Origin of the sequence: Desulfovibrio sp., assembly GCF_009712225.1 — a bacterium.
Taxonomy (GTDB): Bacteria; Desulfobacterota; Desulfovibrionia; order Desulfovibrionales; family Desulfovibrionaceae; genus Desulfovibrio.
Genome location: NZ_WASP01000008.1, coordinates 350,592 through 369,631, shown reverse-complemented (window position 1 = coordinate 369,631; position 19,040 = coordinate 350,592). Strand labels below are relative to the sequence as shown.

19 protein-coding genes are annotated in these 19,040 nt (G+C 57.3%); 8 read left to right on the top strand and 11 right to left on the bottom strand.

Annotated features, from left to right (window positions below; translation table 11 throughout):
• Positions 1-22: 22 nt before the first annotated feature.
• Entirely contained in the window at positions 23-670 is a 648-nt protein-coding gene (gene fliS, locus F8N36_RS11995; RefSeq protein ID WP_291333046.1) for a flagellar export chaperone FliS, read from the bottom strand.
• Positions 671-726: 56 nt separating this feature from the next.
• Positions 727-3,813: a flagellar filament capping protein FliD gene (gene fliD, locus F8N36_RS11990; RefSeq protein ID WP_291333045.1), complete on the bottom strand. Its 3,087-nt coding sequence runs from the start codon at positions 3,811-3,813 to the stop codon at positions 727-729.
• 11 nt (positions 3,814-3,824) lie between these two features.
• On the opposite strand from fliD, the gene F8N36_RS11985 reads away from it, so the two are divergent.
• Complete coding sequence (locus F8N36_RS11985; protein WP_291333044.1) at positions 3,825-4,016, top strand: hypothetical protein; 192 nt, start codon at positions 3,825-3,827, stop codon at positions 4,014-4,016.
• 265 nt (positions 4,017-4,281) lie between these two features.
• Here the strand turns inward: F8N36_RS11985 and rdgB are convergent, their stop codons facing one another.
• Positions 4,282-4,911 carry an RdgB/HAM1 family non-canonical purine NTP pyrophosphatase gene (rdgB, locus tag F8N36_RS11980; RefSeq protein WP_291333043.1) on the bottom strand — a complete coding sequence of 210 codons (630 nt, stop codon included), beginning with the start codon at positions 4,909-4,911 and terminating at the stop codon, positions 4,282-4,284.
• Positions 4,912-5,105: 194 nt separating this feature from the next.
• On the opposite strand from rdgB, the gene F8N36_RS11975 reads away from it, so the two are divergent.
• From F8N36_RS11975 to F8N36_RS11960, 4 genes are all read left to right on the top strand, one after another.
• The gene (locus tag F8N36_RS11975; RefSeq protein ID WP_291333042.1) at positions 5,106-6,167 is read left to right on the top strand and encodes an N-acetylneuraminate synthase family protein; all 1,062 of its coding nucleotides are present in this window, start codon (positions 5,106-5,108) and stop codon (positions 6,165-6,167) included.
• Between the two features lies 1 nt (position 6,168).
• Positions 6,169-7,896 (top strand): LIC12162 family protein, encoded by a 1,728-nt coding sequence (locus F8N36_RS11970; RefSeq protein WP_291333041.1) that lies wholly within the window; start codon positions 6,169-6,171, stop codon positions 7,894-7,896.
• Between the two features lie 3 nt (positions 7,897-7,899).
• A complete protein-coding gene (locus tag F8N36_RS11965) occupies positions 7,900-8,943 on the top strand; it encodes an SEL1-like repeat protein (RefSeq protein WP_291333040.1) in 1,044 nt (347 codons plus the stop codon).
• Between the two features lie 222 nt (positions 8,944-9,165).
• Entirely contained in the window at positions 9,166-10,140 is a 975-nt protein-coding gene (locus F8N36_RS11960; RefSeq protein ID WP_291333039.1) for a GlxA family transcriptional regulator, read from the top strand.
• Between the two features lie 125 nt (positions 10,141-10,265).
• Here the strand turns inward: F8N36_RS11960 and speB (F8N36_RS11955) are convergent, their stop codons facing one another.
• The gene (speB, locus tag F8N36_RS11955) at positions 10,266-11,141 is read right to left on the bottom strand and encodes an agmatinase (RefSeq protein WP_291333038.1); all 876 of its coding nucleotides are present in this window, start codon (positions 11,139-11,141) and stop codon (positions 10,266-10,268) included.
• Between speB (F8N36_RS11955) and F8N36_RS11950 the strand changes: the two genes are divergently transcribed.
• Positions 11,140-11,280 (top strand): hypothetical protein, encoded by a 141-nt coding sequence (locus F8N36_RS11950; RefSeq protein ID WP_291333037.1) that lies wholly within the window; start codon positions 11,140-11,142, stop codon positions 11,278-11,280. The two genes, speB (F8N36_RS11955) and F8N36_RS11950, sit on opposite strands and share 2 nt — an antisense overlap.
• Positions 11,281-11,305: 25 nt before the next feature.
• On the opposite strand, the gene F8N36_RS11945 is transcribed toward F8N36_RS11950, so the two are convergent.
• The 7 genes from F8N36_RS11945 to F8N36_RS11915 form a co-directional block, all read right to left on the bottom strand.
• Positions 11,306-11,905, bottom strand: coding sequence for an urea carboxylase-associated family protein (locus F8N36_RS11945; RefSeq protein WP_291333036.1), 600 nt, complete (start codon positions 11,903-11,905; stop codon positions 11,306-11,308).
• Between the two features lie 36 nt (positions 11,906-11,941).
• Positions 11,942-12,739, bottom strand: coding sequence for an amino acid ABC transporter ATP-binding protein (locus F8N36_RS11940; RefSeq protein ID WP_291333035.1), 798 nt, complete (start codon positions 12,737-12,739; stop codon positions 11,942-11,944).
• Positions 12,740-12,754: 15 nt separating this feature from the next.
• Positions 12,755-13,435 carry an amino acid ABC transporter permease gene (locus F8N36_RS11935; protein WP_291333034.1) on the bottom strand — a complete coding sequence of 227 codons (681 nt, stop codon included), beginning with the start codon at positions 13,433-13,435 and terminating at the stop codon, positions 12,755-12,757.
• Positions 13,435-14,076, bottom strand: a complete 642-nt coding sequence (locus F8N36_RS11930) for an amino acid ABC transporter permease (RefSeq protein ID WP_291333033.1) — start codon at positions 14,074-14,076, stop codon at positions 13,435-13,437. Before F8N36_RS11930 ends, F8N36_RS11935 begins: the two co-directional genes overlap by 1 nt.
• Before the next feature lie 256 nt (positions 14,077-14,332).
• Complete coding sequence (speB, locus tag F8N36_RS11925) at positions 14,333-15,286, bottom strand: agmatinase (RefSeq protein WP_291333032.1); 954 nt, start codon at positions 15,284-15,286, stop codon at positions 14,333-14,335.
• An 84-nt stretch (positions 15,287-15,370) separates the two neighbouring features.
• A complete protein-coding gene (locus F8N36_RS11920; protein ID WP_291333031.1) occupies positions 15,371-16,207 on the bottom strand; it encodes a transporter substrate-binding domain-containing protein in 837 nt (278 codons plus the stop codon).
• Positions 16,208-16,518: 311 nt separating this feature from the next.
• A complete protein-coding gene (locus tag F8N36_RS11915; protein WP_291333030.1) occupies positions 16,519-17,250 on the bottom strand; it encodes a sulfite exporter TauE/SafE family protein in 732 nt (243 codons plus the stop codon).
• Positions 17,251-17,528: 278 nt separating this feature from the next.
• Here F8N36_RS11915 and F8N36_RS11910 point away from each other — a divergent pair, with 278 nt between their 5' ends.
• Together F8N36_RS11910 and F8N36_RS11905 are read left to right on the top strand one after the other, a co-directional pair.
• Entirely contained in the window at positions 17,529-17,657 is a 129-nt protein-coding gene (locus F8N36_RS11910; protein WP_291333029.1) for a hypothetical protein, read from the top strand.
• Between the two features lie 170 nt (positions 17,658-17,827).
• Positions 17,828-19,027 carry a diguanylate cyclase gene (locus tag F8N36_RS11905; protein WP_291333028.1) on the top strand — a complete coding sequence of 400 codons (1,200 nt, stop codon included), beginning with the start codon at positions 17,828-17,830 and terminating at the stop codon, positions 19,025-19,027.
• Positions 19,028-19,040 lie beyond the last annotated feature (13 nt).

The following is a 19,040-nucleotide window of genomic DNA, read 5'->3' as shown; positions in this document are numbered from 1 at the left end:
GCATGGTACTGTCTGAAAAGGCTCAGGGCTTGCCGTAGGCTCCGGGCAGCCTGGGGGCAGCCGTTTGCGGCATGGCCTGGTCAAAAGATTGCACATGCGCGCGCGGCGTTGCAGCCTCTGCCGGGGAACCCGCGGACGTTGCGGCGGGTGTTGCCTGACCCATGGCGCTACGGCCATAAGCCGCCTGGGCATGCGCCCGCGGTACGGCGGTAACGCTGGTCTGTATGATTGGCTGCGTCGTTTTTGTTACCGAGCCCATGGGCTGCATGCGGCTGGCAATGTCATCAGCCACCTTGCGGGCCTCGGGAGTTTCAATGATCTGGGCATAGGCGCCGCGCAGGCCAGAAAGAATGGATTCCACGCTGTCCAGAGAGTCCAGATCCATCTTCAGATTGGCCCGCAGCAACCGTGCCGTGCAGAGCAGGTAAAGGTTGTTGAGGTTTACGGCCAGGCTGCCGCCCTTGTCCATGTTCAGCGAGGCAGAAAGTTCGTTGATTATGTCTATGACCTTGGAAATAAGTATTCCCTTGCCGGCATAGTCATTGGCAATCATCTTGGTGCGCGCCTGCTGCAGGAATGTGAGCGCGCCGTCATAAAGCATGAGCAAAAGTTGCCCCTGATCCGTCGTTCCTACCTTGGTCTGAAAATATGCTTGCGCCGCTTTGTTCATATGCTGTCCTTATGGCGGTGTTCGTTGGCGATTTTTATCGTAGCCCGGCCCTGGGGCTAGGAACTGCTTGAGCTTGTCAGGCTCTTGATCTGCGATTCCAGCTGCGTCTGCTGGGTATTGTACTTTTTGAGCAGGGTTTCCAGATTGGCAAAATAGGTTTTTTGCCGGGCTTCCCACTGGTCGAGGCGTGTCTGTTCCTGAGTGATTTTTTTGTCGATATTTTCCATGATGGACTGATAGTTGTTTTTCAGCACCATCAATGCGCCGTTTTGCGATTTAAGAGCAATGGCGTCGGCGTTTTGCTGCGCCGTGCCCGTGGTCGTAACGTTCACATCTGTGAAGGTCATTTCGCTCTTGAGGAAGGTGCTGACTGTCTGCACCAGGCCTTCCTTGATGCGTATCTGGCCAGAGTGTGCGCCAGGGGTAAGGTTGTCTACCTGCAGCGAAAGACCTCGTGCGTCACCAGAACTAACGCTGTAGTAGTAGCCGGGCTGGCTCGTGTCGCGTGTGGCTTCCACGCCGCCCACGGTAACCTTGGTAATGTTGCCCGATGCGTCAACATTGTAATTTACATCGTACGTGCCGCCCTTGGTAATGCCTGAAATATGGCTGCCGTAGCGAAAGTCGGGGCTTGTGCTCACACCCGTGCCGGTGGAGCAGAAAAAATCCACCACATCCGACAGATGGCTGTTGATCATGTTTTCGTAGTTGCTCTGGTCCATCTGCTTCAGTTCAGCAATGCCGGACGAAGGCGCAATCTGCAGGAGGCCATAGTTTGAGCTGCTCTGGTCAGTTTCAACCTTGATGCCCATGTTGGCCAGGTTGGCCAATACGTCGCCCGAAAGTACATCACTGGCAGTTGTGCGGCTCGTAAAGCCAGGAGGGGCGCTGTTGAGCATGCTCATGAAACGGGATTTGAAAAGCTGCACGCCGTAGTTACCCTGCAACAGGCCGCCCTTTTCTGCGGTTAGCTGCGAAGTGCTGTAATTTTTGCTGGTAGATTTGTTGGGGTCGTTGGTTGTGACCTCTTTGTCTTTGTCAAACTTGCTGAGTTCGTTGATGGTCAGCAGGACCGAGTTTACGGAATCCAGAAAGTTCTGAATGGATTTTTCAACAGAGGTAATGTCTGTATTGACCGAAAGTGTAGAGCTGCCCTTGTCCTTGATGGTAAATACCACACCTTCAATGACATTGCTCACGCTGTTGGTGTCAGATTCCATTTCAACAGGCCAGTTGTCTACCGTGTACTTGGCGTTGGCCGCTGCGCGGATGTTCCAGTTGGATGAGGTGGTTACCTGACCGGCAATGCTGGGGCCACTGAACGTGTCGATATTGTTGAGCTTGAGGTAGTAGTTGCCCGTGGTCGGCAGGGTGCCTGTTTGCAGGTCGATGGTGGTTGCGCCGTCCGAGCTCACCAGCGAACCCGTGAGCCCCTTGGCCTTGAGCGCAGCTATGATGCTGGTCATGCTGGAACCGCCCGAAAGGGTAACCGTTTGCGGGGTGGTGCTGGCATTGGTGGTATAGGTGTAGACCAGGTCTGGCGGCGATTCCAGGGTAGAGGCCGCCGTCATGTTGGTGACGGTGGTGGTTGCGTCTGTTTTGGCGGTAACGCCATCCATGCCGCCGCCCGTGCCGCCGCCGCTGAGGTAAAAGCTCTCCGTGTTGGCAAGGGTCACCGTATTGCCACTCGCCGCACCGTAGCTGGAAAGTTGGGTCAGCAGGTCCTGATAGGTCTTGTCCTGGGTCAGGCTGAAACTTTGGGTCGTGCCGTCGTGCCCAACGATAGTGTAGGTAAAGCTTTTTGAGGCGTCGGCGCTTGTGCCGCCGAGCTTTTCGCTGAGTTTTGCGCTGTCGAAGGTAACGGCCGTGCTGGCCGTAAAGCTCTGTGCGCCAGAGCTGCCCACCACCTTGGTTCCCATGGCCGTGGCATCGGCTGTAACCGTAGCGGCAATTTTGCTGGAATCGCTGCCGCTGTTGGCAAAGCTGAAGGTCGCTCCGTTTACGTTGGCAAGGCTCAGATCCCAGCTGCCGCTGCTGTTGAGGGTCATGTCTGCCGAGCTTGCACCAGAAGCCTGGGCAATCTGTATGGCAGCGTTCTGCATGGTGGTTCCGGCCTTGATGGTCAGCGTGCGCGTACCTGTGGTTGCGCCGTCGTTCATGTTCAGCGTTACGGTCAGGTCCCCCGACAGTGTGGTGGTTGTGGGCGAAGGACTAATGGTAAATTTGGTGGTCGGCGTACTGAAGGTGGTTTGCGTGTCGGCATCGCGGCGGTACATGGCCTTGACGTCTGTGAGCTGCAGGTTGCCCGAGCCGTCAATGCTGGCAATGCTGCGCCCCACCTGAGAATTGATGGCTGTGGCAAGGTCGCTGTTGGTCTTGTTGCCCGCGATTTTGACCGAAAACTTGTTGCCGTCCTCCATGATGAGGTCGTAGGCAAAATTTGTGGGATCTGTAACGGTGCTGCTCATGTCGAGCAGGTTGTTTGTCTTCCATGTCGAGGTGGCACCCGTTGAGTTCATGCCCTCAAGGTTAGCGCTGTGGATGACAAGGCCGTTGGAGGCGCCGGTGCTTTTGCCCGCTACCTGAAACACATAGCCCGAGCTGGCCTGCACAATGCTGATCTTGATGCCGGGGTTGTCGACAGAGTTGTTGACCATGCTGGCAAAGGAATCGAGCGTTGTGTTGGCTGGAACCGCGATGCTGTATTCCTTGCCCGCATATGAGTACGAAAAGGTCTGCGCCGAACCGGAAGTATTGATGATGTCGGTTTTGCTGCTGAAAACATGGCCGGTATTGGCCCAGATAGCGTTGCTGGCCACCTGGGTGACATTGATGGTGTGCTGCACATCGTCGGCCGAGGCGTTGGCAACGGCAGAGATGATGTTGCTGTCGCTGCTGGTCACATTTTTGGTAACAAAACTGTTCTTGCTGGCGAGATTGGCGAGCACGCTACTGGCGGTACTGACCTGGGTAATGACTTTGTCAAAGGCGTCGTAGCGCAGCTTCCAGTCGCTTTTCCATGCCTCAAGACGGTTGAGCTGGGTAGACTCCACCTTTTTGAGATTGGCAAGAACCGTATCAAAGTTCGTATCCGAACCGCTCAGGTTCGATATGGCGTTGGAACCGGATATTGTGCTGCTCATATGCGCCTCGCATGAAAAATGTGCAGCTCCTGGCGCGAATCTGTCGCGATATGGGGGAGCTGCCCGCCGTCATGTGCAAAAAAGCGGCAAGACATGCCGAAAACATGGCGGACGCCAAAAAATTTGCAAGATGCGTGCAAACCGGCAGGGAGAACAAGACACCGCCAGCGGCAGAAAAAAATTGTAAAAAAATCAGGCTATAGCGCCATCGCCATTATCGCAGTTGCGGTTGGCGTCTGTCGGGTGGTGTTCTCAAGGCAGTTTTTGCCCCCAGGCCCTGCTGCGGGAGACATCTTGCCGCATACATCTTAACGGAGGGGAGCAGAAAAAGTTTAGACAACTGCCAGTCTCCTGACGCGGGGCGGCGGGCAGTGGCAAACAAACGGAAGCGTGGTGGGGCAGAAGGGTGGGAGTGGCAGGCTGTAAAAGCAGAGGGGCGAGGTTGACCCCGCCCCCCGGGAAACTGTGTTACTGCATGAACTCTACCCAGCGGGCCAGCAGCGCGCGCAGTGCATTGCCACGGTGGCTGCGGGCGTTCTTTTCGTCCCTCGTCAGTTCTGCGGCGGTTTTGTCCACAAGCCTGTCAAAAAAAATGGGGTCGTAGCCAAAACCGTTCTCGCCACGGGGGCTTGCAAGCAGCTGGCCTTCCCATGTGCCGCGCACGACCATTTCCTTGCCGTCGGGCCTGACGGCGGCCATGCAGCTCACAAAGCGGCAGCCGCGCCCCTCGGCGGACACGTTGGCCGTTTCGTGCAGCAATTTGCGAATATTGCGGGCATCGCGGCTTTCGCCGGGCTGGCTTTCCCAGTCGTCCGCATAGCGGGCAGAGTATACGCCGGGGGCGTTGTTGAGTGCGTCCACCTCAAGGCCGGAATCGTCGGCCACGCTCACAAGGCCGGTAATGGCCGCCACCGCGCGCGCCTTGATGAGCGCGTTTTCTTCAAAGGTGGTTCCGTTTTCTTCAATTTCGCCGATTTCAGGAAAGGACGAAAGGCCCACAACCTCTACGCCGAATTCGGTCAGGGGATCGGCCAGCTCACGAACCTTGCCAGCGTTGCTGGTGGCCAGAACAACACGAAGAGCCTTGTTTTGCGACATGTTTGTATCCTTTATGGGGTTGGGCAAAAAGCATAGCCAGAGTGTGCACTCAGGTAAAGGGGCAGATCCAAATCGGACTTTTATAAAAAATGTTTAATTCAAGTGTGTTATCATAATGCCCGCGGAGCCCGCTTTTCTTTTGCCGCGTGCGAGAGTATAGTTTTCATCCAACATTCATCAGCGAGGAAATGAGCATGAAACTCATGGAAATATTTGACGTTCCCGCACAGGAAACCAGCATTCCCGTTCCCTATGTCATCGCCGAGGCTGGCGTGAACCACGAGGGCAGCATGGATATTGCCCGCCGGCTGGTTGACGAAGCCGCCGAAGGTGGCGCAGATGCCATCAAGTTCCAGACTTACAAGGCCGGAACTCTGGCCTCCAAGGATTCGCCCGCGTACTGGGATACCTCCAAGGAGCCGACCTCCAGTCAGTACGAGCTTTTCAAAAAGCACGATTCGTTCTGGAAAAATGAATTTGAAGCCCTCAAAAAATACTGCGATGCCGCTGGCATTGCCTTTATGTCCACACCCTTTGACGTGGAATCCGCACATTTTCTCAACGATCTGATGGACGTGTTCAAGATTTCCTCGTCCGACATCACCAACAAGCCCTTTATTCGCATTCTCTGCGATTTCAAAAAGCCCATCATTCTTTCCACAGGCGCGGCGCATCTGTATGAAATTGCCGAAGCCGTGGAATGGATTGAAGAAAAGGGCAACAAGCTGGCCCTCTTGCACTGCGTACTCAACTATCCCACTGCCGACGAAAACGCGGCACTGGGCATGGTACCCGCGCTCAAGCGGCATTTTCCGCAGCATGCCATCGGCTACTCAGACCACACCCTGCCCAACGACATGCACATTCTCGAAACCGCAACCCTGCTTGGTGCACGGATTCTTGAAAAGCATTTTTCGCACGACAAAACCTTGCCCGGCAACGACCACTATCACGCCATGGACAAGGAAGACCTCAAGCATTTTTACAAGCGCCTCAACGCCACCCTTGCCAGTGTTGGCAGCATGAATCTGCGCGCCCTGCCCGAAGAAGAGCCCGCCCGTCAGCATGCCCGCCGGTCGCTGGTGACCGCCCGTGCCGTGCCTGCCGGTCAGCCCCTGACCGCTGCCGACCTTACCTGGAAGCGACCCGCCCACGGTATTTCGCCCCGCAATTTTGACGAGGTGCTGGGCATGCGCGCCCGTCATGATCTGGCTGAGGATGCCGTGCTTTCCTGGGCCGACCTCAACAAGGCTTAACATGAGCAGCGGGCGCACAACCCTGGTTCTTGGGCGCATGCCCCTGAAGGCCGACCCCGCGCACTATCGCGCAGCCGGTCCCTGGTGCTTTGCCGAGCAGGAAGAGTTTTTTCCCGACTGGGATAAAAACTTTACCTTTGCTCCCGAGCCGCTGGTTGATATTGATCTGCAGCAAAGGGCCTGCCTTGAGGTAAAGGCCCTCTGCGCAGATATTCTGCCTTTGGTGGCAGACAGGCTGTGCGGCCATGCCCGCACTTTGCCGCCTGCCTACTGGGAAACCCTGCTGACGCCCTGGGTCATGAACGTGTCAAAGCAGGTGGTGGAGCGCTGGTGGCGGGTCAAGGCAATGGTGCAGACCTGGGGGCACGAGCCTCTGCATGTGCCTCTGCTGCCCAGAGACTGTACCTTCAGTTTTGCCACCGGGCCGGATTTTGTGCTGCACGGGGCGTTGGGGCATACCTACAACCACTGGCTGTTTTCGCGCCTGCTGGAAGAGGTTTTTCCCCCTGCCTGGAGCATGGAATATCTGCCTGCGGTGCAAAAAAATTACGGGGAAGACGAACAGCTTTCCGGCAAGGAAAAGCTGCGGGAGGTACTGCGCAACCTCATGCTGCGCCTGCCCTGTCCGCGCCTCAAAGGAATGAGCATCGGGCAAAGTCTGCGGTTTTCTCTGGCTTTGCTGCACCGCAGCCACGGACCGGACAGGTCGCGCCCGCAGGCGGAATATGGAAGCGCCGCCACGGGCATCGCAGCCGATTTTCCCCAGAGCATTGCAAGTACCCTTGTGACCCTGTTTATGGCTTCGTTGCCGCAACTGCTGGCAAACCAGAAGCACCCGGCCCGGCTTGCGCCAGACCCGCTGGGGCCGCGGCTGCGCGTTGCCAGCGTGCTGGCTTACGAAGACGCCGCCTACCGCCAGGCGCTGGCCAAATGGCGTGGCCGTGGCAACCGCCTTATGTATGTGCAGCACGGCAGCGATTACGGTCAGGTGCGTTGCGTTTCGGATGTGGAAATGGTGGAATACAGCCAGCACGCTTTTGGAACATGGGGCTGGAAGGAACATCAGGGTTCAGCTGGCAACTTTGTTCCGCTGCCGTACCCGCAGCTCGATGGGCTGGAAGGCCGCTGGCAGGGGCAACAGGGCGAAAACCTGCTGTTTGTTGGCACGGAAATGCCCGCCTTTCCCTACCGGCTCGACGCGCACCCCTCGCCCCTGCAGGTGGTAGAATACCGCAAGGACAAAGCCCGTTTTTTTGAGGCCCTTGGCCGCGATATACAGGGCAGGTCGCTGTACCGCCCCTATTTTCCCGTGCCGGGTTCCCTGCGCGATGCGGATTGGGTGCTGGCACGCTTTCCTGCGGTGCGCATGGCAACTGGCGTGCTGACCAGTCATCTGTATGCCTGCCGCCTGCTGGTGCTGGACCACAATGGAACCACCCTGCTCGAATCGCTGGTGGCCAACATTCCCATGGTGCTGTTCTGGCGGCGCGAGGCCTGGGCGCTCACGAGCGATGCCACGGCCTTGCTGGACATGCTGGCCCAAGCGGGTATATGGCACGAAACGCCCCAGAAGGCAGCGGCCAAGGCCGCCGAGGTCTGGAGCGACCCCTTGGGCTGGTGGATGAGCGATAAAGTGCAGCAGGCGCGCAAAGAATACTGCGCGCAGCAGGCCCTGACCGTACAGGGGGGCCCTAACCCTTACTGGCTGAAAATGCTGAAGAGTCTGTAACACATGCAAGTTCGTGTTTTTTCGTTGTCGCTGTTGATGGCCGCAGTTTTCTGCTCTGTGCTGTTCGCTGGCAGTGTGGTTCGGGCTGACGATGCCTCGACCCTGCGTGAGGCGCAGGCCGCGCTGGACAAGGCCGATTACGATCAGGCCGTGCGCATTCTCAAGCCGCTGGTGGACAGCGGCAATGCCGAAGCCCTCTACGTCATGGGGCGCCTGATCCTTGACGGCAAGGGCGTGAAGAAAAACAACACCCGCGCGGCGGAATTTTTCCGTCTTGCGGCTGAAAAAGGCGACGTGAGCGCCATGAATTCATGGGCCACCTCACTCGTTACCGGCGACGGCGTGCCCCGCAATTTTCATGAGGCCGCCCGCTGGTTCCGCAAGGCTGCCGAGCAGGGTCTGGCAATGGCCCAGTTCAACCTTGGCTACCTCTATGCCTACGGCAAGGGCGTACCCAAGGACGAAAGTGCCGCCATCGACTGGTATACCCGTGCCGCCAACCAGGGCCTTGCCACTGCGCAGTATTCCCTTGGCTGGACCTACATGAACGCCAAGGGCGAAAACCAGAGCGACACCAAGGCCGCCCACTGGTTTGAAAAGGCTGCGGAACAGGACAACGTCAAGGCTCAGAACAATCTGGCCTACATGTATGCCGAAGGGCGCGGCTATGCCCAGGATCCGGCCAAGGCCGTGCAGTGGTACACCCGTGCGGCAGAACAGGGCTACGCTGAAGCGCAGTACAACCTGGGCTACATGTACGAGCAGGGACGTGGCACCTCGCAGGACTACACGCAGGCCGTTGACTGGTACCGCAAGGCTGCGGAACAGAACGAACCCGCCGCCCAGTACAGCCTTGGCCTCATGTATGAACAGGGCACGGGTGTGCCCCGCAACCTGACGGAAGCCAACCGCTGGTACCAGCTGGCCGCCAAGAACGGCGATCCTGATGCCAAGGCGGCCCTGCGCACCATCAAGACCCCGGCTCCGGCCCCTGCCAAGGCGGCGGCCAGCCCCACCAAGCAGACCCGCGAAAAAAAGAAGCAGTAAAGCATCTCTTGGGTGTGCCGGCAGCGGCGGCCCGAACGCGTGATGTTTTTTAGCCCATATTCGGGGCCGCCCGGCATGTCTTAAGGACATGTCGGGCGGCCCTTGCCGTTGGCGAGTCGAAAATGTGCTGACTGCGCTGCTGATAGCCGTGCTGACCGTGATGGCAGAAAATGACCATAATTTGTCATTGCTGTCAGTACTGCCATTTTTTATGCTGCGCACATGAAGCAGAACGTCGTTTTTTTTCTTTATCCCGGTATTGTTTCGCTGGATGTCACAGGCCCGCTGGAAGTGTTCGCAACGGCAACCGAGTTGCTTGCGCGCGACAACAAAGGCACAGAGGGCTATACCCCAATGTTCGCAGCCTGCGTCAGCGGCACTGTGCGCACCTCGTCTGGCCTTGCCATGGTAGCGGATGCGACACTTGAGAGCACGCGCCCCCACATACTGATAGTGCCCGGCGGCCCGGATGCGGAGCTTGCCGCCGCAGATACCGAAACCGTGCGTCAGGTACGGGAGGCTGCGGTGCGGGCAGGGCACATAGCCAGCGTATGCAGCGGCGCGTTTATTCTGGCGGCAGGCGGTCTGCTCAACGGCAGGCGGGCGGCAACACACTGGATGGTGGCGGCGCGTCTGGCAGAGATATTTCCGCAGGTACGCGTGGAGCCAGACGCAATCTTTGTGCGCGATGGTCATGTCTCCACCAGCGGCGGCGTTACCGCTGGCATAGATCTGGCGCTGGACATGGTGGAACAGGACTACGGCGACAGGCTGGCCGTTGAGGTGGCGCGTATCCTGCTGCTGTACCGCCGTCGCCCCGGCAACCAGAGCCAGTACAGCACGGTGCTGGCAGCACAGACCCATGCTGGCCGTTTTGCCGGACTTGTGCGCTGGGTGGAAGCCAATCTTGCAGAAAATTTGACAGTCGAGCGACTGGCCGAGGCCACGCACATGAGCCCCCGGTCGTTTGCCCGGGTGTTTCCCGCAGAAACCGGGTGCAGCCCGGCCCGTTTTGTGGAGGGTTTGCGCATGGCGAGGGCGCGCGAGCTTGTGGAATCGGGCATGGATTCTTTTGCGGCGGTGGCCCAGCAGGCCGGATTCGGCAGTGAGGAACGCCTGCGCAAGGCCTTTGTACGGCGTCTGGGCCTCAGCCCTTACCAGTACCGCCAGCATTTTTTCAGGGGGCAGCAGGCATAAACACAGCAGATGTGCTCATGAAAGGAACTTTGCAGTGCAGCGGTAATATGGCGGCGCAGTCCGGTGAGGGTAACCGGGCTGCGCCACGCGCATGATGACAGATTAGGCGGAACGTGACTGCCCGGCTAGCGCAGGCCGTTCTTTTTCTGAAAGGCCAGAATGGACAGAAATTCAAAGCCGATGTTGGCCGCCAGATAGGCGGTCAGTTCTGCCTGATCGATGCCCGGCATCACTTCCACGATGTCAAAGCCTACGTAGTTCAGGCCCTTGAGGGCGCGCACAATGCTCAGAACCTCCCACGAGGTAAAACCGCCCACCTCTGGCGTGCCCGTGCCGGGGGCGTAGGCCGGGTCCACAAAATCAATATCAAAGGTTAGGAATACTCTTGTGTTGCCAACCCGTTGCTGAATGGCTTCAATCACGGCAGGCAGGCCCATTTCGCGCATGATGTGCGCGGGCAGCACCTTGAAGCCAAGGTCGGCGGCAATCCTGAAGTCGTCCGGGTCGTAAAGCGAACCGCGCATGCCCAGCTGGATGGAAGTTGCGGGGTCGATGAGACCTTCTTCCAGCGCGCGCCGAAACGGTGTGCCGTGGTTGTAGGGCTGGCCGAATACGGATTCGTTGAGATCAAGGTGCGAATCAAAGTGCAGCAGGCTTACCTTGCCGTGCCTGGCGGCAACGGCGCGCAGTTCGGCCAGGGTGATGGCATGGTCGCCGCCAAGGGCCAGCGGTATTGCGCCCGCCTCGATCAGGGGCCGCATGAACTCGGTAATGGCCGCGTACGAGGGCTCGATGTAGCCGGGAACGATATTCACGTCGCCAAAATCGCCTCCCGTCAACTCGTTGAGAATATTGACCTCGAAGATGACGTTGTTGGGCTTGATCATGCTGGAGATATGCCTGATGGCCGAAGGCCCGAAGCGCGAACCCGTGCGGTACGAACTGCCCGTGTCAAAAGGAATGCCGAAAACCGCAAAGTCCATGCCTGTCGGATCGTCCATGCGCGGCATGCGCATGAAGCTGCCAGTGTTGCAGAAACGGGGGGACGAAGACGCGCTGGGTGGTTGCATGGAAGCCATAAAAACCTCGATGTTTGGGCCGGTAATGCTCGGTCTGGTTATGCTGAGCACCGCCTTGTAAGGGCGGTACCCTTTCTGTTTCGCGTTCAGGCTGCGTAAACCCTGTATTTGATGTCTGACGGCACACAGTTTTTGCCGTTGATGGGCAAGATGTCCTGCGGGCAGGCAGACATGACCACCACACAGTCAAAATGGGCCTCAAACACCACATGGTCGCCCGCCTTGCTCAGGGGCGGCAGCCACTGGGCCTTGTTGTCCACGATGGGGGTATTCATCCACAAATTCAGCGGGCAGGGGCAAAAATCTGTCTGTATGCCCGCCTTGCGCAGGGCCGCGTACATGTTGTCTGTGCAGTTGGCGTGGTAGCCCTGCACGCCAAGACCCATGTAGCGGTAGATGTCGCAGGCTGCCATAAAGGTGTCGTGCGCGCCGTTGCTGGTGTCTTCGAGCATGGTGAGCACCGGGCGGCGGTAGTTGGTAACCAGCCTGTCGCCGGGGCCGGGAATGCCCCTGTTAAGATCGGGCCGTACATGCTGCATAGACATATATTCCAGCGGGTTGTGCAGATTGAACGCCCAGGTGTCCACCACCTGTTCGCCCGTAATGTTGACGATCTGTATACGCTCGCCTGCACGTACAATGGCGGCATCGCCGCAGCGGCCTGGAATGGTAATGTATTCGCTCATGTCTTTGCTCTTTTGTAATGTGCTGATGAGGCCAGACTAAGCCACCTGACCGTTGCGGTGTGTCCAGCTTTTCAGAAAGGCCGCAAGGCGCGGGCTTTCCGGTGAGTGAAAGAGCCTGTCGGGCGGGCCCTGTTCCACAACATGCCCGCCTTCCATAAAGACCACGCGGTCAGCCACCTCGGCAGCAAAACCCATTTCGTGGGTCACGATAAGCATGGTCATGCCGTCGTTGGCCAGGCTGCGCATGACCTGCAGCACATCGCCCACCAGCTCGGGGTCGAGGGCAGAGGTAGGCTCGTCAAACAGCATGATGCGTGGTTCTGTTGCCAGGGCGCGCGCAATGGCAACCCGCTGCTGCTGCCCGCCAGAGAGCTGGGCTGGGCAGCTGCTGCGCTTTTCGGCCAGTCCAACGCGCTCCAGGCATTCCAGCCCCTTTTTTTCAGCCGCTGCCCGGCTTTTGCCCGCTACGGAGATGAGCGCCTCGGTGACGTTTTCCATCACCGTCATGTGCGGCCACAGGTTGAAATGCTGAAACACCATGCCAAGGTCGCGCCTGCTGTCGCGTATGCGGGCCTCGCTGGCGCGGCGGCGGGTGCCGTTGTATTGCACCTCGTAGCCCATCAGAGCGCCCTCAACCAGAATCTCGCCATCGTCGTATACTTCGAGAAAGTTGACGCAACGCAGCAGGGTACTTTTGCCGGAGCCGGAGGGGCCGATGAGGCACACCACTTCTCTGGGCATGACTTCCATATCAATACCCTGCAGTACCTCGTGCTGCCCGTAGCGCTTGCGCACATCACATATTCTGATGGCCGGAGTGATTGTTTCTTCCATGGCCTGTTCTCCTTTCTAACGCGTCAGATGCCTTGTCAGGCGGGCTTCAGCCTTGTTGCACACAACAGCCACCGCTTCGGAGATAATCCAGTACAACAGGGCCAGCAGGCACAGGGGCATAACAATTTCAAAGCTGATGTTCATGATGCGCGTGGCTGTTTTGGTCAGTTCGGCCACGGTGATGATGGAAAGTACCGCAGAATCCTTGATAAGCGTGATGATCTGGTTGACTGCGGGCGGCAGCACAATCTGGGCCATCTGCGGCAGCTCGATGCGCCACAGCCTGCGCCACGGGCGTATGCCCAGGCAGTGTGCGGCCTCGCGCTGGCCCTCGGGAATGGATTCGAATCCGGCGCGGAAAATTTCGCAGAAGTACGCCGCCGCATACAGTGACATACCCAGCATGCCAGCTGGCTCCGCATCCAGCACAAGGCCGATTCTGGGGCCGCCGTAATAGAGCAGGTACAGCTGGATCAGCAGGGGCGTGCCCCGAAAAAACTCTACATAGCAGGCCACTGGTTTGCGTAGCCAGGGGCAGATGCGCCTGCCAAGCTCGGCAGCAAAACCAAGGGTCATGCCGCAGATTATGGCCACCAGACTTATGCGGATGGTTACCCACAGGGCGGCGGCAAAGTCCGGGCCGTTCTGGATCAAAAATGTTTGCCAGTGCTGCAGATACATAGTGAGGGCATCCATCAGTGGTTCCCCTTGAGGCGTTCGCCCAGTCGAGAGATGATCAGGCACAGGGCCAGATAGATGATGGCAGCCGCCAGATACACTTCCACTGGTTTGTAGGTGGTGGATACAAGCTGCTCGCTGTGGCGCATGAGTTCGGTGACGCCGATTACGGAAATGAGCGAGGAATTTTTGAACAGGATGATGAATTCGTTGACCAGCTCAGGCCCGGTAAGCGAGAGCACCTGCGGCAGCTGGATGCGCGTGAGGATACGCACGCGGCTCAGACCGAGGGCCTTTGCCGCTTCTATCTGCCCCACTGGTATGGAATTGAATCCGCCGCGATAGATTTCGGCCTGAAAGGCGCTGGTATTGAGGCTAAGCGCCAGCACTGCCACCAGCAGCGAGGGTACCTCAACATTTACTGCCGAAGGCAGGTAAAAAAGCAGAAACAGAATCACCAGCACGGGAATGCCCCGCAAAAAACTGATGTACAGGCCTGCTGCCCGTCTCAAGGCCCAAAGCTGCGATCGCCGCATCTGGCACACCGTAATGCCGAGCACAACGCCAAGGGCAATGGCAACCATGGCCACAAGAACCGAAGTTACCGCGCCCTGCAGCAGCTCTGGCATGATGGAAAGAATGAATCCGAGTTCGTTCATGGTAGCCTGCCGTGGGGGGAGCCCATACTGTTGTCCGTTTGCAGCAGGACGCGGCGTGATGGGGCTGACCCCGGTCTACGCCTTGCTGCGTGAAGATAGGCTGCTCTGACCAAATCGAGTGCCGTTGGATCTATTTTTTAAATTGCTGATAGTTGAATAAATTATGCTCTTGCGCGGCCAAAAGTGAGAACAAAATTATTTTGACGTCAGGTGGTGGTATTTTTCCAAAACATTTTTGTTCCCATCGCCGCGCCGGTCACGCTGCCGACATGGTGCGCCGCCACGCCGCATTGGCTGCCATAAAGGCAAAGGCCACAGAGGCTCCGGCAAGGGCGGTAATGCCCGCCACGTCCTTGTCGGGCAGCACTTCTACCAAATCCATGCCCACGGTGCGGCACTTGCTGCATATGCCGCGCACGAGCGTCATGGCTTCGTACGTGGTAAAGCCTTCCACCTCTGGCGTGCCGGTGCCGGGGGCGTATGCGGCATCGAGAAAATCAATGTCGAAACTCAAAAACACCGGGGCGTCGCCAATGCGAGCAAGTGTCTCGCGTATCACCGCCTCAAGGCCCATGGCGTGGGCCTCGTATCCCATGATGATGCGCAGGCCCTGCTGGCGCGGCCAGTCGAGCGCGCTGCGGCTGTAGAGCGGCCCTCGAATACCTATCTGGGTGGAGTGCTGCGGCAGAATGAGACCTTCTTTGAGGGCCCAGTAAAAAGGAGTGCCGTGGTTGTACGGCTTGCCGTAATAGCCGGGTATGGTGTCGCTGTGCGCGTCAAAATGCAGCAGGGCCACCGGCCCCATGGCAGCGTGCACCGCGCGCAGATTGGCAAGGCTGATGCTGTGGTCGCCGCCCAGAATCACGGGCAGGGTTTTTGAGGCAAAAAAAGGTGTAAGCCCGCTGGTTATGGCGGCAAAGCTGTCTTCCATGTAGCCGGGTATGGTGTCTATGTCGCCATGGTCGGCAATGGTAAAGTGCTCGTTTACGTCCACATCGAGCTCGGGGCAGTAGGGCTTGAGCAGGGTGGAGGCTTCGCGGATGGCTGCCGGGCCAAAGCGGGTACCGGGGCGGTACGAAACGCCGCTGTCAAAGGGTACGCCGATGATGGAAATATCGGTCTGCGGGGTTTCTGTTGTGGCTGCCGGTTGCCGCATGAAGGTGCGGATGCCGCAAAAGCGCGGTGATTGCAGGGAATTTACCGGACTCATAGTTGTTCTCCTGAAAATAAGGCGAAATGACACACTGGCCCCGGTCTTACGTGACCGAGGCCAGTGCACGAAACGGATTGCTGGTTATTGAACTGGGTCGGGCAGATCGGTGGGAATTTCCATGATGAAGCCAAACCACTTCTGCTGCAGCTCGGCCATCTTGCCGCTGGTGATGAGCTTGCGCAGGCCATCGTTGAAAAAAGCCACAAGGCTCGCGCTGTCGACATCGTTACGACCAACCCAGGTAAAGTAGACCTTGGGGCCGAAGGGCGGGGTGAGGATTTTGAACACACCGGGGCGGCGTTTGATGACGTCCGCAAGGTTGGGGTAGGACTGTGCCACGCCGTCAAGGCGGCCAGCGGCAAGGTCGGCGTATGCTTCGTCAAAGGCCACGTATTCCTTGACCTTGATCTTGTCCTTGCCGCCCAGCTTTTCGGCAAGCAGCTCGATGGCCTTGATCTGGGCAGAGCCGGTCTGGCAACCCACGGTTTTGCCGCTCATTTCCTCAGAATTGGCAAAGGGGCTGTCTGCCCGCACAAGCATGGCCACTGTGGCGTCGGCCACTGGTACGCTGAGGGCGTAGTGTTCTTTGCGTTCCTTGGTGGCGGTGACCGAGGTGACGATGTAATCAAATTTTTTGGCGCTCAGGCCGGGCAGGATGCCCTGAAACGGAATGTCCATGCGCTTGACCTTCACGCCGGGCAGATCCTTCATGATAATTTCAAGCATATCGGTGCTGTAGCCCACGATTTTGCCGTTTTCCATAAATTCAAACGGGGTAAAGCGGGCCTCGGTGCCAATGACGATTTCGCCCTTGGCCTTGATATCCTCAAGCAGATCGGCCTGAGCCGCGTTGGCGCCAAGCAGAAGTGAACTGGCCAGAGCCGCACCGCATACGAACTTTTTGAGCAACATATTCATAGGAAAATCCTCCAGATTTGCAGAGAGGATTTGCAATATGGTTGCCAATGATAAAAATTTATTAATCTAAAAGAGTTATGAAATTAAAAGTTTAAGTTCGATTGTTTGATGAAACAATAATGTTTTATTTTCCGCGTGTTGGAGACGATTCTTGCAAAATTGTATCAACTCACGCGGCAATGGTTTTGAACAAAATAATGTGCTGGTATTTTAGGGTGGTGTAAGGCTGTTTTGTTCGGGCGGCATAAAAAAGCCCCCATTAAGGGGGCGGTTGGAGGCGGAAAAGCCGAAATATGGTGGTGAAGTGGGCGCTATAACCATGCCCGCCAGATGCACATAATGGCGGCAACGGCAATAATACCCTGCAAAACCTTGCGGAACGGTTCTGGGTTGATTCGTTTTACAAAAGGGAAGGCGCACAACGTGCCCAGCATGGTTGCAGGCAGGCCATATGCGGCATAGCGCAGTACTTCCGGCGTATAGAGCCCCGCTCCGGCCTGCAGCACGCAGGTCAGCGACGCGCGGATGATAAAAAATACGCCCAGTGTGCCAAGAAAAACCCTGGGGGCCCAACCGGCATAAAGGCCATAAGCGCCCACAGGTGGGCCATCGAAAGATATGGCCGAGCCCAGCACGCCCGAGGCAAAACCCGCAATCCCGCCCTTGGCCCACGATTCCCCACCTTTCTGGCTGAAGGCGGCCTTGCGCTGCCACAGTACAAAGATCAGCAGCAGTATGCCGGTAATGCCTTGCAGCATGCTACCCGGAACCATTTGCAGAATGAAAAGTCCGATGATGGAACCGGGAATGGCCCCTGCAAACAGGGGATAGAGCGCTCGTACCTTGCAATGGCGAAAGTGCAGTGCCGTAATCATGCCGTCCATAACCAGATTGAGGATGCAGCTCAGGGCGATGACATCCTGAATGGGGATGAACAGGGCGGCAACGGGCAGGGCGATCATGGCACCGCCAATGCCGCTTGCGCCAGAAACAAAGCCACCGGCAAACCATGCCAGCACCACCATCAGAACAGGAATATCCATAAAATCTTCGCCTGGTTGGCCCAAGGCCAGGGTAAAAGCAAAAAAGAGTGGCTGCACGCAGAACCGACAGCCCGCCAACACCTGAGTACGCGTCATGAGCCGGGCTGGTCAACCGCACAGGATGCACCTGGATTTTTCAATACGATGCTGGCAGTTCCCCCCTGCACTATATGGAAAGGCTAACATGCTGGGTAATAAGGCCATTCTCTCTTATGACGTAAGCAGGCATTAAACGTAGTGTTTTTGTCAGAAACCTAGTAGATAGTTCTGGCTCAACCATGCCCGCTGCCGCCAAATGGAATTTATCGATATTTTGCGGGGCGGAGCCCTGGCGCGGTTTGCTGTTTAATAAAAAAATTAATTCTCCAATGATTGCACAGGATGGCATGTGCGTATCGGAAGTATAGTAATTTCAAAGTGCAACCGGCGAATCGTGCCAATAAATTACAAAAGATAACAAAACCTGGGCTATTCCTGAGATCGGGCTGCTTTTCAGGAGTAGAACCTCATGGTATTTTTAACAACTGTGCATTTCGCAGCAACAGCCCGTGCCGTATAACGCTGGTGGATGGTGCCAATGACGGAATTTTTGCGTGGTTTTGACGCCTTTACCATGGCATTTATGGTGACAATTCTTTCCCTGTCGCTGTCTGCCGTTCTTGTCTACACCGCACTTTTCAGGCGCACCTACGCTGGTTTTGGCAGCATGGCCCTGGCCCAGGTCTTTTGGTCTGCCGGGCTTTTTCTCAACTATTTTCGCCCGTTTGAAACGATACCGTGCCTGTATCTGGGCGCGTTGCTCATGATGTTTTACGGTGTGCTGCTGTACCGGGGGCTTGTAGCTTATGGCGAGGTATCGTCGCGCTGCCTTCTGTATGTAAACTACCTTGTGTTTGCAGTGGCTTCGGCGGTGCAGGCGTATTACATGTTTGTGGATTTCAATACCTGCGCGCGGGTGGTTACATTTTCATCGTGCATGGCATTTTTCTTTTTGCGTATTGCCATAGAACCTTACGCAACAAAAAAATGGAGACGACATGCAACCCAATCTGTTTTTTCCCTGTTCTTTCTTCTGCTGGGTGCGGCATTTGCAGTGCGCGCCTACAATGCCCTGCATTCCACAAACTGCGCCCCCTCCGGTCCGGACGACATGGCAAAGCTGCTGTTTCTGATGGCCACAGTGATAACGCCCATTCTGTCGTTCAGTATCATCGCAATGACCTTTGCCAGAATGGAGGCGGAGCTGCGCCGCGCCAACGAGGATCTGCAGGCCATTTCTGAAACAGATGCGCTGACAAACTTGGCCAACCGCCGCAAATTCGATCTCGCTTATGAAAGCGAGTGGGACAGGGCATTGCGTTTGCAACAGCCCATGGCCGTGGTGATTCTGGATGTGGACGACTTCAAGCGCTACAACGACAGGTACGGCCATCAGGTGGGGGACACCTGCCTGCGAACGCTGGCGCAGGTGCTGCGGGAGCACGCCCGGCGCACCATGGATGTGGCGGCCCGTTATGGTGGTGAAGAATTTGCCCTGATTTTGCCGGGCATGACCGGCGCAGAGGCGGCCGCTCTGGCTGAAGAGGTGCGGCGGGTTTTTGAAAGGGTTGGCATTGAGCACGAAGGCATGGGCCACGGCAACGTGGTGACCGTAAGCGCTGGTGTTGCCGTGCAGGTTCCTGCGCGCAATGCAAACCGTTTTGACCTGCTCAGCGCGGCAGATGCCGCCCTGTATGTCGCAAAGGCCAGGGGCAAGAACGCTGTGGCGCTTGCCTGATTCAATCAGACAA